Source organism: Kineosporia succinea (genome assembly GCF_030811555.1).
GTDB classification, from domain to species: Bacteria; Actinomycetota; Actinomycetes; order Actinomycetales; family Kineosporiaceae; genus Kineosporia; species Kineosporia succinea.
Genome location: NZ_JAUSQZ010000001.1, coordinates 6,201,893 through 6,214,651, shown reverse-complemented (window position 1 = coordinate 6,214,651; position 12,759 = coordinate 6,201,893). Strand labels below are relative to the sequence as shown.

The following is a 12,759-nucleotide window of genomic DNA, read 5'->3' as shown; positions in this document are numbered from 1 at the left end:
TCGTCGAGGCCCGGCCAAAGGTTGCCGGGAGCAACCTGTGAATGTGGTTCCTACGCCGTCCGGATGAGCACGACCCCCCGCGCCGGACGCCCGTTCAACCGGTGTGCCCGCCGGTCCGATGTCTCGAGGGCGCCACCCGCGCGCACCGGTCGGAGAACGGGAGAGGGCCACGGTGGCAGATCGGCCGTTACGAGGGCGCAGCCTGCTCGGATCCACCTCACCCACGCCGGCGGCGCTCACGCGCAGCGCCGCCTTCGCGGTGTGCTTCGGCGTCGCGGTGTTCCTGGGCCGCCTGACCGTGATGGACGGCACCAGCCTGAGTCTGGTGTGGCCGGCCGCCGGGGTCGCCGCGTTGTGGTTCGCCTGCCAGCGAGAGGCCGGCACCGCGCGCCTGGACCACCTGCTGCTGGGATCCCTGACGCTGGCGCTGAACTGGGCGACCGGGGCCGCGCCGGCGCTGGCGCTGTGCTTCGCCGGGGCGAACCTGCTGCAGGTCGGTCTGCTCATGTATCTGCTGCGTCGCTGGAACCCCCGCATGTGGGGAGCCGGTGGCGACGAGCCGCTGACCGGGATGCCGCAGCTGACCGGGCTGATCCTGGCCACCCTGGTGGCGACCGCGGCCGGGGGCCTGCTGGGCCCGCTGGCCGTGGGGCTCATCGACGGGACCTGGTCGCTGCTGCTGGCCGTGGTGTGGATGGTGCGCAACACCGTCTCGGTGCTCCTGGTTCTCGGCCTGGGACTGCGCGTGGGCTACCTGATCAGCGCCCACCGACGGGCCCGGGCCGACACCGGCGCCCGTCCGGCGGTCGTCCTGCCCTTCAAGCGGCTCAACCAGATCCAGCGCCTGGAACTGGCTGCGCTGGTGGCCGTCTCGGTCGCCGCGTACGTGGTGGTGTTCGTCGTCCTGCCCACCCTCCCGATCGCCTTCCCCCTGATCGCGCTGACGGTCTGGGCGGCCCTGCGCTTCGACACCACGATCGTGGTCATGCACGACTTCGTCGCCGGGTCGGCGGCGGTCGCGTTCACCCTCGCCGGGCACGGCCCCTTCACCGCGGTGCCGGACTTCGCGACGCGGGCCCTGATCGTGCAGGCGTTCGTCGGCCTGGTCGCCGTGATCGGGCTGGCCCTGGCCCTGGGCCGCGACGAACGCGACGTGCTGCTGTTCCAGGTGCGGGGCCGGGCCCGCGAGGCGATCGCCGCCACCGAGGCCAAGTCCGCGTTCCTGGCGGCCATGAGCCACGAGATCCGCACCCCGATGAACGCGGTGATCGGGATGTCCGGCCTGATGATGGACACGCCCCTGGACGCGCAGCAACGCGAGTTCGCCCAGACCATCCGCGACAGCGGCGAGGCTCTGCTCACCGTCATCAACGACATCCTGGACTTCTCCAAGATCGAGTCCGGCAGCCTGGACCTGGAGGAGCACCCCTTCGAGCTGGACGAGGCCGTCGACAGCGCCGCCGCCGTGATGGCCCTGGCCGCCAGCCGCAAGGGCCTCGAGCTCGTGGTCCACGTCGACCCGCGGTGCCCACCGGTGCTCGTGGGTGACGTGACCCGCTTCCGGCAGGTGATCGTCAACCTGCTCAGCAACGCGGTCAAGTTCACCGAGCGCGGTGAGGTGCTCGTGGACGTGTCCCGGGCCGAGGAGCCCGTCGCGCCGGACCAGCCGGAACGGGTGACGCTGCGGGTCCAGGTGCGCGACACCGGGATCGGCATCCCGGCCGACCGCACCGATCGTCTCTTCCAGCCCTTCTCCCAGGTCGACTCCTCCACGACCCGCGTCCACGGGGGAACCGGCCTGGGCCTGGTCATCAGCCGCCGGCTGGCCCGGGCCCAGGGCGGCGACCTGGTCGCCGAGAGCACCCCGGGCATCGGCTCCACGTTCACGTTCACCGCCGTCCTGGGGACGGGGCCGCAACGCCGTCAGGACACCGGCGTGCTCTCCGCGGCGCTGGCCGGGCGGCGGGCCCTGGTGGTCGACGACAACGCGACCAGCCGCCGGGCGCTGCAGTCGCAGCTGGAGCGCTGGGGCCTGGAGACGCTCGTGGCGGACGGGCCGCAGGCGGCCGTCGACCTGCTCGCCGGTGGCCGCCCCGTGCAGGTCGCCCTGATCGACCTGCAGATGCCCGGGATGGACGGCCCCGCCACGGCCGCCCACCTGCGCGAACTGCCGGGCGGCCGTGACCTGCCGATGGTCCTGCTCAGCACCTTCACGGCCCGGCCCGCCGACGAGGGCCGGCTCTTCTCGGCGGTTGTGACCAAACCTGTGCGGGCCCGGCAGTTACGGGCGCACCTGGAGGAGATCTTCTCCCCCGTCGCCTCCACCCTGCGACAGGTGGAGACGACCGGCGGCCGGCGCGAGAGCGACCCACCACTGGATCTGCGGCCCGATCCGGACCCCGGTCCGCGAGCTGATCGGGTCGCCGGTCGGCGGCCCGATCCGGTCCCGGTGCCCGTCCCGGGGCCGGGCACCCTGAGGGTCCTGGTGGCGGACGACAACCAGATCAACCAGAAGGTCGCCCACGTCATGATCACGCGGCTGGGTCACCAGGTCGACGTCGTCGGCAACGGGCAGGAGGCCGTGGAGGCGGTCGCCCGCATCGCCTACGACGTCGTCCTCATGGACGTGCACATGCCCGAGATGGACGGCCTGCGGGCCACCGAGCTCATCCGCGCGCAGGCCCCGGCCGGCCGGCGCGAGGTCCCGATCATCGCCCTGACCGCGAGCGCGCTGACCGAGGACCGGGACGCGTGCCTGCGGGCCGGGATGAACTCGTTCCTGACCAAGCCGATCCGCAAGAGCGACCTGACGGACATCTTCGACGAGATCGTGCAGCGGCGGGCTGCTGCGGGCGGGCTCGGGAGCAGCCGGGTCGGGAGCTGACGGGCCGCGGCCCGCTGACGCCGCCCGTGCCCTACCGCTAGGTACCTCTCAGGTGCGTCCCGGGCCGCCCCGATGATCGGTTCATGAGTCTGGCCCGATCGATGCGGCTGGGCGTGCGTCTGGTCTCCGCCTTCGCCGCCGTGGCGCTCCTGCTGTGCGTGGTGGCCGTCGCGGGGCTCGTCGCGATCGACCGGCAGGGCGACGCCTCGCGCCGGATCGCCACGGCCGGGTCGCTGCAGGCGGACGCCGGCACCGCGACGTACCGCACGGCCGACTTCAACGGCTGGCAGACCGCCTACGCGTTCGACATCGGCCGCGGGGTCGCGGGCGCCACCGCCGACTCCGGGGACTCACGCCGTCAGTTCCTGGCTTCCGCCACGGCCTTCCGGGAGGATCTGGCCAGGCTGGGTGGCTATGCCCTGACCGCCCGGCAGCGCGCCCTTCTCGGGCGGACCTCCACGGCGTTCGACGCGTTCATGCAGCTCGACACCACCATCATCGCCGAGTACCGGAACGGCACGCAGGCCGCGCGTTCCCGGGCGGACGACCTGGTCCTGGGCCGGGCGATCACCCTGTACCAGGCCGTGACCGCGCCTCTGTCCGACTTCACGAAGGACGTGCACGCCACGGCGGCGGCAACCGTCTCCGACTCCTCGGCCGCCGCCACCCGCGCCAAGGTGCTGATCGTGGCGGCGGCCCTGGTCGCCCTGCTCCTGGCCGGCGTCCTGGCCGGGCTGATCACCCGGTCGGTGACGGATCCGGTGCGCCGGCTGGTGTCCGACCTCGACCGGCTGGCCCGCGGCGACCTGCGGGGCCGGCCGACGGTGGCCGGGCACGACGAGATCACCGAGATGGCCCGCGCCGTGGGCCAGGTCGTTGACGTGACGCGGGAGTCGATGACGCTGATCGGGCGCAGTGCCGAGTCGCTGGCGGCCGCCGCCGAGCAGCTCAACGCGACCACCACGTCCATTCGCTCCTCCGCGACCGACACCGCCTCCCAGGCCACGGTGGCCGCCGGATCGGCCGCGGAGATCACCGCGAGCATCCAGGCCGTGTCGGCCGCCTCCGGGGAGATGACCGCGGCGATCCGGGAGATCGCCGACAACGCCGGACGCGCCTCGGCCGTCGCGGGCGAGGCGGTCGCCACCGCCCAGGCCGCCGGCACCACCGTCGACCGGCTCGGCCGTTCCTCCACCGAGATCAGCGACGTCATCAACACGATCACCGCGATCGCCGCCCAGACCAACCTGCTGGCCCTGAACGCCACCATCGAGGCGGCCCGCGCCGGGACCGCCGGCAAGGGGTTCGCCGTGGTCGCCGACGAGGTCAAGCAGCTGGCCCAGCAGACGGCCGGCGCCACCGCCCGGATCACCGGGCGCATCGACACCCTGCGCGTCGACGCGGCCGGGGCGGTCGACGCGATCACCGGTATCACCCAGGTGATCTCGACGATCAGCGACTACCAGAACATCATCGCCGCGGCCGTGGAGGAGCAGTCGGCCACCACGAACGAGATCGGGGCCAGCGTCAGTGCCGCGGCACATGCCTGCACCCAGGTCAGCCAGAACATCACCGGGGTCGCCGGCAATGCCTCGATCACGACCACCGGCGTGACCGAGGCCGACCAGGCCACGCTCGAACTGGCCCGGATGAGCGCCGAACTCAGCACCGCGGTGTCCCGGTTCGAGCTCTAGCCGGTCACCGCACGGCTCTTCACCACAAGGCCGGGCGGCCCCAACCGGCGAGCACCGTCACCCGGCCGCGGCGTTCGCGAGCGCCTGGGTGACGGCAGTCGTCTGCGCGTTCTGGTCGAGGAACTCGGGGCCGGCCGGTGTCGCGCTCCGGGCCGTGGAGGTGGTCGGGACCGGCTGGCCGAACATCCCGCAGATAGCGGTGATCTGGGCCTGGCCGTAGGCCTGGGTGAATGCCTGCTGGCGGGGATCGGTGGGGTCGAGCGCGTAGAGCCGGGTGGTGACGTCGGTCGCGTTGGAGTGCTTTCCGTCGGGTGTGGTGAAGGTGGTGCTGGCGCTGCCGAAGGTGGCGCCGTCGTGTCCCCACATCGTCCCGCACGGCGTCTGCAGTGAGTACAGGCCCAGGCCGTAGCTCATCTCCTCGGTGACATCGATCGTGGTGCGCATCTGCTTCAGCTGGGCCTTCGGGAGCACCTGGCCGGAGAGCAGGGCCGAGTAGAACGTGCTCAGGTCACGCGCCGTGGAGACGACGGCTCCGGCGGAGCCGGCCCAGCTGAGTGACCAGCCGGCGGTGTCGACGTAGGTCGCGGGGTCGGTGCTGAGGTCTCCGATGTAGGCGTGGGCGTAGCCGCGGCCGGTGTCGCCGGGGAACGGGTCGGCGAGGTAGGTGTCCTTGAGGTGCAGGGGCTTGACGATGCGGCGGTGCAGGAGATCGCCGACCGGGCGGCCGGTCACCTCGTGCAGCATCTGGCCGAGGATCACGTAGCCGGTGTTGGAGTAGGACCAGCTGGTTCCGGGGGCGAAGTCGGCGGGGTGCGAGAAGGCAGTCGCGAGGATGTCTTTCACCGGGATCGGCGTGTTCGGGTCGTTGAGGGCCCGGACGGCGAAGTCGCTGTCGTTGGTGTAGTTGAACAGCCCGCTGGTGTGCTGCAGCAGCATGCGCACCGTGATGTTCGCGCCGTTCGGCACGACGCCGGGCAGATAGCGTTCGATCGGGGCGTCCAGGGCCACCTTCTTCTCGGCCACCAGCTGCAGCACCAGCACCGCCACGAAGGTCTTGGTCTGGCTGCCGGCCTCGTACTGGTCGTTGTTCTTGAGACGGCGCTGGGTGGAGCGGTCGGCCAGCCCGGCGGTGGCGGTGCTGGTGCCCTTCCGGCTGTCGACCCGGGCCAGGAATCCGGCCGGGCCGGAGTCGACCACGGCCTGGGCTGCCTGCTGCAGATCGCTGGGTGGGGCCGGCCGGGCCTGCGCAGATGGGCCGGTGAGGGTGAGGCCGCCGATCACGGCGGCCAGAGCCAGGATGCTGGAGCGCTTCATCAGTGAGATCCCCTTCTCGGCGAAGCGTCTTCGCCACGGCTCCACGCTAGGGACCAGCCGGACTGGCGTCGTCCCCCCGCAGGGGGTCCGCCCGGGTCCGTCTCACGGGGGACGCATAGCCCGTGGGACGGAGGTCCGGTCCCGGTCCTTCCGCGGGCCGGGCGGGATCAGGCCAGGCCGGGCGGGATCAGGCCAGGCCGGGCGGGATCAGGCCAGGTCGGCGTGGACGTGGGTGATCAGGTCGCCGTCGAGGGTGAGGTCGAAGATCCCGTCGGTCTGCCCGCCGGGGAAGTCGCCGGTGAAGTGGACCTTCAGGTGCGCTCCCCCGGGGGTGGGGGTCGTAGCGGTGAGCCGGGTGCGGGTGCGGTATCCGATGAAGTAGTCGCGGTAGTACTGCCCGATCCCCGCCCGCCCCTCGAAACGGTGACCGACCGACGGATCGTCGAGCACCGCGTCCTCACTGAAAAGCTCCAGGAAACAGGTGGTCTCGTGGGCGTTGAGGGTCTCGACCCACGTCGTCGCGATGTCTTCCTTCGTCATACTCACCATCATGGGTCCCGGCCGCCGGGCGGGACAGGCCGCTGCTGCCTGGGTGCCGCACACCCAGGCAGCAGCGGCCTGGGCCTGCGGGGACGGTTGCGGTGGAGTTCTCGCAACCCCCCTCCGGAAGGAACCCCTCATGAGCACACAGTCCAAGGTCGTCCTCGTCACCGGCGCCAGCAGCGGGATCGGCGCGGCCACCGCCGCCCGGCTGGCCCGGGAGGGTCACCGGGTGCTGGCCGGGGCCCGTCGCACCGAACGCCTCACGGAGCTGGCCGGTTCACTCCGGGCCGACGGCGCCGACGTGCGCCACGCGTCCCTCGACGTGACCGATCCGGACTCGGTACAGGCCTTCGCCGACCTCGCCCTCGAGCAGTTCGGGCGGATCGACGTCCTGGTCAACAACGCCGGCGTCATGCCGTTGTCGCCCCTGCACGAAAGGCGCCTGCACGAGTGGAACCAGATGATCGACGTCAACGTCCGCGGTGTCCTGCACGGCATCGCCGCCGTGCTGCCGGTGATGCGGGCGCAGGGCGGTGGGCATGTCGTGAACGTCGCATCCGTGTCCGGGCTGCGGGTCGACCCGACGGCGGCCGTCTACAGCGCCACGAAGTTCGCCGTGCGCGCCATCTCCGAAGGGCTGCGGCAGGAGAGCCAGGACGTGCGGGTCACCGTGGTCTGCCCCGGCTTCACCCGCACCGAGCTCACCCACACCGGAGGCAGCCCTCAGGCGCAGCAGGCGGCCCGGGCCGCCACCGACCAGCTGGCCATCTCCCCCGGGGCAATCGCGGCGGCCATCGCCTTCGCGATCGGGCAGCCGGCCGACGTGGACGTGAACGAACTGGTGATCCGGCCCACCGCCCAGGGCTGAGTCACGTCCGGCCCGCCGGCGCGAGGGACGCCAGTGCCTCCTGACTGGGCGATCCCGGGGCCGGGGTGCCGACCAGCAGCTGCTGGCCCGGCGCGTCGTCGACCTCGAACGTCTGGTACGTCAGCTCGATGCGCCCGGCGTCAGGGTGCACGAACACCTTGAACGCCCGGGTGAGGGCGGCCACCTCGTGATCGTTCCACAGCGCCGTGAACTCCGGGGAACTCGCCGTCAGCTCCTGCACCAGCGACCCGATGGCCGGGTGGTGGGGGAAGCGCCCCGCGTTCAGCCGCAGCGCGTGAACCGTGGCCCGGCGAAGCATCTCCCAGCCCGTGAACACGGTAGCGGTCTGCGGATGGGTGAACAGGATGCGGGGCATGCTGCGCTCACGACCGAACGGGGACAGCAGCGCCCCGGCGATCGCGTTCTCGGCCAGCACGTCCAGCGCCGGGCCCAGGACGTAGGCCGCCGCCGACGGGAAGGCCTCCAGCACGTCGAGCAACGCGGGAGCGACGAGCTCGGGCGGGGGCACCACCGCCGGACGGGGGTTCAGCGCCGCGAGGCGGAACAGGTGCTCGCGGGCCTCCGGACTCAGGTGCAGAGCCCGGCCGATGGCGTCGACGACCGGGGCGGAGGGATTGCGCTCGCGCCCCTGCTCGAGGCGGGCGTAGTAGTCGGCGCTGACCCCGGCCAGCACCGCGACCTCCTCGCGGCGCAGGCCGGGCACCCGGCGCCCCAGGGTGCCCCCGGCGAGCCCGGCCTCGGCCGGTTCGATGCGAGAACGACTGTGGCGCAGGAAGTCCCCGAGGTCGCTCATGCGCCGATCCTACCCCTTTGGCGGGAGCCCGATCCTCTACCTGATGCGCTCGATCCGCGCCGGGCCCGCCCACCGTTCCCAGGTGCTGACCCAGGTGCCGTCGCCCTCCGGGCCGGCCCAGGCGATGTACCCGTCGGGGCGTACCAGCAGGCAGGGCCCGGCGTCGGTGCGGTGGACCCGCCGGATGCCGTCCGGCCCGGTCCGGGCCTGCGGGTCGTTCTGCCCGGTGACCAGCACCCACCCCGGGCGGCGCTGCACCTCGGTCAGCCGGCCTTCGGCCAGCGGCACTTCGGTGGCCCGGGTCCCGACCAGCGGGTGCGCGCCCCGGGGGCGGCGGTAGCGCAGTTCCGTCCCGGCCAGGCTCCCGGCGATCCGGTCGCGGGTGCGCGGAAAGCTGAGCAGCAGCGGGGCGATCCGGTCACGCAGGACGCGGGCGGGTGCGGAGCGCAGGGTGACGGCGCGCATCAGGAGGCCGGAGCGGCGCAGGGCCCGCCGGCCGATCGGATGGCGTTCGGCGTGATAGGTGTCGAGCACGGCGTCGTCGGCGCCGCCCAGGACGGCGTCCAGTTTCCAGCTGAGGTTCGCGGCGTCCTGGATGCCGGTGTTCATCCCCTGGCCGCCGACCGGCGAGTGGATGTGGGCGGCGTCGCCGGCCAGCAGGACCCGGCCCACCCGGTAACGCGGCACCTGGCGTTCCTCGCTGTGAAAGCGCGAGTGCCAGCCGATCTCGGCGACGCCGACGTCGCGGCCCATCGCCTGGTTCAGCACGGCCACGATCTCGTCGTCGCCGACCGGTACCGAGTCCTCGACCTGGTGCCCACGGTCCCAGGTCATCGAGCGGAACCACTGGCCCCCCGCGTCCTCTCGCCCGTAGGCCGCCAGGAAGCCGAAGACGTGGGGGGTGTTGCTGAGCAGGAGGCCTTCGCGGACGGGGCTGTCGGTGAGCCTGACGTCGGCCAGGACCACCGACGACAGCACCGCGCGGCCGGGGAAGGGCAGGTCCAGAAGGCTTCTGACCGTGCTGTGGGCCCCGTCGCAGGCCACCACGTAGCGGGCACGGAACGTCTGCTGCCGGGCCGGGTCCGGGTCACCCTTGGGGCGGGCGGTCACCCTCACGCCGTTCGCGTCCTGGGTCAGGCCGACGGCCTCGACGCCCCGCCGGATGTCGGCGCCGGCCTCGAGCGCGTAGCGGCCCAGGGCCTGGTCCACGTTGGTCTGCGGGGTGACCAGGACGTACGGGTAGTGCGAGCGCAGGTGGCCGAGGTCGAGGCGGGCGCGGCGGAAGAGGCTGACCCGGGTGGCGGTGCTGCCCGTGGCCAGTAGGTCGTCGGCCCGGCCGCGGCTGTCGAGGATCTCGAGGGTGCGGGCCATGGTGGCGAAGGCACGGCTGGAAGGGTTGATGCGGGGCCATTTCTCGAGGACGGTGACGGATCGCCCGTAAGCGGCGAGGTCTCCGGCGACGGTCATGCCCACCGGCCCACCGCCGACGACGAGGACGTCCACCGGCACCTCGTTCGCTGGTGCGTGCATGTCTGAACCCCCATTCAGTTCAACAAGCGTTGAATCCAAACTAGGCCGGGCCCACCGGGCTGTCAACAAGCGTTGAACTGACCGCGTAGACTGCGGCCGTGGCATCGAGATCGGTGGATCCGGAGGCGACCCGCGCGGCGATCCTGACCGCCGCGCGCACCCAGTTCGGGGAGAACGGCTTCGACCGCACCACGATCCGCTCCGTCGCGGGTGCCGCGGGGGTCGACCCGGCGCTGGTCATGCACTACTTCCGCAACAAGCACGGGTTGTTCACGGCCGCCGCGCAGCTGAGGATCCAGATCCCGGACCTGTCCGGGGTCGAGCCCGAGGAGGCCGCCGGGGTCCTGGTCCCGCTGTTCGCCAGTCTCTGGGGGCCGGACGGTCCCCTGCTGCCGCTGCTCCGGGCCGCCGCGTCGAACACCGCCGCCGCCGAGACCCTGCGGGACGTCTTCCTCGACCACGTCCGCCCGGGCCTGAGCCCGCTGGCGAAAGACCGTCCCGAGCAGCGCATCAGCCTCATCGGCGCGCACCTGGTCGGGATCGCGGTCGCGCGGCACATCATCGGCATCCCCGCCCTGGCCGACCTGACGGACGACGAGCTCATCGGCTGGCTCACACCCGTGTTCGCGCACTACCTCGCCGGGCCCCTTCCCGGCGAGGCCCTCTGACCCGGCGTGCGACGCCGAACGCGTCTGCGGTTCAGGCTGTTCCGGGTGAGCGACCCGCTGTCCCGACGGTCCCCCGCGCGGCTACCACCACGTCCCCCATGGGCCGCTTTCGCCTCACCCGGTCAGGACCGGCCCAGGGTCTCCCCGGACCGGGGATCGTCCACCGAGACCGGGGCCGCCGGGGCGGACGCGGCCGCGTGCACCCGGTCACGTCCTGAGCTCTTCGCCGTGTACAGAGCCGCATCCGCCCGCGCGAAGACCTCGCCCGCCGACTCCAGCCCGTCCCAGCACGCCACTCCGGCCGAGAACGTCTGGCCCGCCGGGGTGGTGGCGCGCAGGGAATCCAGCACCGCGGCGGCACCGGCCAGGTCGTGCCCCAGCAGGAGCAGCACGAACTCCTCCCCGCCCCATCGGCCCAGCATCATCGATCGGCCCAGACCGACTCCCACGCGCGCCGATTCGAGATGCTCGTGCCAGGCGGCGGCCGCCGTCACGAGCAGCCCGTCGCCGGCCTGGTGGCCGTAGGTGTCGTTGAACGCCTTGAAGCGGTCCAGGTCCAGCACCCCCACGCACAGGGGGACCCCCTCGGTGCGGGCCCGGGTCTGCAGACGTTGCAGCTCGGCGTCGCTGGTGCGCCGGTTCGGCAGGCCCGTGAGCGCGTCGGTGCGGGCCAGAGCAGCCAGCTGGGACGCCTGGGCGTCCAGTCGCGTCAGCAGTCCGGACATCCGGTACACCACGAGCAGGAACAGGACGACGGACGCGAGCCCGACCGCCCAGGCCGCGATACTCACGGCGAACGTCAGCTGCAGCAGCAGGGTCCCGGGCGCCACCAGGCTCGCGACGGTCAGGGCGACCAGCCGCCCCCGGGTGAAGTGGGCCGTCTCGTCGGTGCCGGTGCCGTCGGTGATGTGACGCATCGAGGGATGCAGCGCCGCCGCCGCGAAACAGACGTACGACAGCAACCACGGCAACGTGATGAGCCCGGCGGTGTAGGTCTCGGTGCGGGTCGTGTACTGGTAGGCGCTGTCGGCGATCAGCAGCAGCGTGTTGCCGGCCACCAGCCAGCGGAAAGCCGCGTTCCGCGCCCCGTTGGTGGTCAGGAGCCGCACCAGCAGAGCCAGCATCAGCACGTCACCCAGGGGATAGGCGGCGGCCAGCACCTGCGCGGTCGTCGAGCCCTGGGCCGCCTCCAGCCCGGGGCGCATCAGCAGCACCCAGCTGATCAGGGTGCACCCGACCGTGAAGATGGCCGCGTCCGTCAGCCCCTCGCGTTCGTTCTCCCCGCGCCGGGCCCGTACGAAACTCCAGAATCCCCCGGCGATCAGGACATAGCTGGTCAGGTAGAGGACGTCGGCCGGCGAGGGGAACGGGGAGATGTCCAGGATCCAGGTGTAGACCGCCCAGAGCAGGTCGGCGGCGGCCCACACCACGAGCCCGGCCGTGATCAGCCACCAGCTGCGGGCGCGGACCGGCCGGTGACGCCGCACGCCCACGACGAACATGACCACGCACCCACAGCTGATGAGGGTGTAGAGGCCGTCCCGGCCCAGGCTGCGCGGCAGGCAGACACACACCACCGACAGCACCGCACCCGTGACCAGGTGCAGGCGGAACAGGGCCTCCGGGCGGGCAGCGCTCACCGTGGCTGGATCGACGGGGCGGTGAGCCGGGCTGAGTCCGGGCCACCCGTTCGGCCTCGGTCGGAGGCTCTGACGTGCCGGAACAGGGCCGAGGCAGCGCCGGGCCGGCGTAGGGACAGTGCCGGGCGCGAGGCGTGTCACCGGGTGCCGCAGCGGCCGGCCCGGAACCGGGCCGGCCGCGACAGCCGGGCGCTGCGTGGCGGGCAGGGCCGCTGCGCCGTCCGGTTCAGCTCAGCTCCGCCCCCATGGAGGGCCAGGCCGACACCCGGAAACCCTCCCGCTCGTACAGGCTCTTGCCCTCGGGCGTCGCGAACAGGCGTGCCCGCACCGGTCCCGGCCGCGAGCGTCCCCAATCCAGGACGGCCCGCAGAGCCGCCCCCGCGTGCCCACGCCCCCGGAACTCCGGCAGCGTCACCACGTTGCTGACGTGCAGGTCCAGACCGAAGGGACGGGCCGGGCGGGGCTGGGACTCGCTCAGGGAACCCAGGGCGCACGCCACCGCCTGCCCCTGGACCTCCACGACGCTCAGGTGGTGATCCGGATGGTCGATGCGGGCGGTGAACCAGCGCGCGGCCCGGCCGGGCCACTCCGGGTGGGCCGTGTGCTCACCGGTGGCCCGGAACATCTCGGTGCGCAGCTCGATCAGGGCGTCGAGATCCGACAAGGTCGCGACACGTACTCTCCCACCGGTCATACCGGGCAAACTACTGGCTCCCGGCGATTCACGGCCTCGGATTTCAGCGCCGGTCCGGGTCACGCTGCGGCCTGATGGTGCGGGCACCACGGAACTCATCACTCCGGAGG

At 72.5% G+C, this 12,759-nt stretch carries 10 protein-coding genes; 4 read left to right on the top strand and 6 right to left on the bottom strand.

What is annotated here, in order from left to right; translation table 11 throughout:
- The first annotated feature begins 172 nt into the window (after window positions 1-172).
- Both J2S57_RS27435 and J2S57_RS27430 read left to right on the top strand, forming a co-directional pair.
- The gene (locus tag J2S57_RS27435) at window positions 173-2,884 is read left to right on the top strand and encodes a response regulator (RefSeq protein ID WP_307248210.1); all 2,712 of its coding nucleotides are present in this window, start codon (window positions 173-175) and stop codon (window positions 2,882-2,884) included.
- An 83-nt stretch (window positions 2,885-2,967) separates the two neighbouring features.
- On the top strand, window positions 2,968-4,578 hold the full coding sequence (locus J2S57_RS27430; RefSeq protein ID WP_307248208.1) for a methyl-accepting chemotaxis protein: 1,611 nt from the start codon (window positions 2,968-2,970) through the stop codon (window positions 4,576-4,578).
- Window positions 4,579-4,635: 57 nt separating this feature from the next.
- Here J2S57_RS27430 and J2S57_RS27425 read toward each other — a convergent pair whose 3' ends face one another.
- Together J2S57_RS27425 and J2S57_RS27420 are read right to left on the bottom strand one after the other, a co-directional pair.
- Complete coding sequence (locus J2S57_RS27425) at window positions 4,636-5,892, bottom strand: serine hydrolase domain-containing protein (protein WP_307248206.1); 1,257 nt, start codon at window positions 5,890-5,892, stop codon at window positions 4,636-4,638.
- Between the two features lie 207 nt (window positions 5,893-6,099).
- On the bottom strand, window positions 6,100-6,432 hold the full coding sequence (locus J2S57_RS27420) for a nuclear transport factor 2 family protein (protein WP_307248204.1): 333 nt from the start codon (window positions 6,430-6,432) through the stop codon (window positions 6,100-6,102).
- A 139-nt stretch (window positions 6,433-6,571) separates the two neighbouring features.
- Between J2S57_RS27420 and J2S57_RS27415 the strand changes: the two genes are divergently transcribed.
- Window positions 6,572-7,303: an SDR family oxidoreductase gene (locus tag J2S57_RS27415; RefSeq protein ID WP_307248202.1), complete on the top strand. Its 732-nt coding sequence runs from the start codon at window positions 6,572-6,574 to the stop codon at window positions 7,301-7,303.
- A 1-nt stretch (window position 7,304) separates the two neighbouring features.
- Here the strand turns inward: J2S57_RS27415 and J2S57_RS27410 are convergent, their stop codons facing one another.
- Complete coding sequence (locus tag J2S57_RS27410) at window positions 7,305-8,117, bottom strand: helix-turn-helix transcriptional regulator (RefSeq protein WP_307248200.1); 813 nt, start codon at window positions 8,115-8,117, stop codon at window positions 7,305-7,307.
- Window positions 8,118-8,153: 36 nt separating this feature from the next.
- Complete coding sequence (locus tag J2S57_RS27405) at window positions 8,154-9,647, bottom strand: FAD-dependent oxidoreductase (protein ID WP_307248198.1); 1,494 nt, start codon at window positions 9,645-9,647, stop codon at window positions 8,154-8,156.
- Between the two features lie 98 nt (window positions 9,648-9,745).
- On the opposite strand from J2S57_RS27405, the gene J2S57_RS27400 reads away from it, so the two are divergent.
- Window positions 9,746-10,315: a TetR/AcrR family transcriptional regulator gene (locus J2S57_RS27400; protein WP_307248196.1), complete on the top strand. Its 570-nt coding sequence runs from the start codon at window positions 9,746-9,748 to the stop codon at window positions 10,313-10,315.
- Window positions 10,316-10,437: 122 nt separating this feature from the next.
- On the opposite strand, the gene J2S57_RS27395 is transcribed toward J2S57_RS27400, so the two are convergent.
- On the bottom strand, window positions 10,438-11,955 hold the full coding sequence (locus J2S57_RS27395) for a GGDEF domain-containing protein (protein ID WP_307248194.1): 1,518 nt from the start codon (window positions 11,953-11,955) through the stop codon (window positions 10,438-10,440).
- 226 nt (window positions 11,956-12,181) lie between these two features.
- Window positions 12,182-12,649, bottom strand: a complete 468-nt coding sequence (locus J2S57_RS27390) for a GNAT family N-acetyltransferase (RefSeq protein WP_307248191.1) — start codon at window positions 12,647-12,649, stop codon at window positions 12,182-12,184.
- Between the last annotated feature and the right edge of the window lie 110 nt (window positions 12,650-12,759).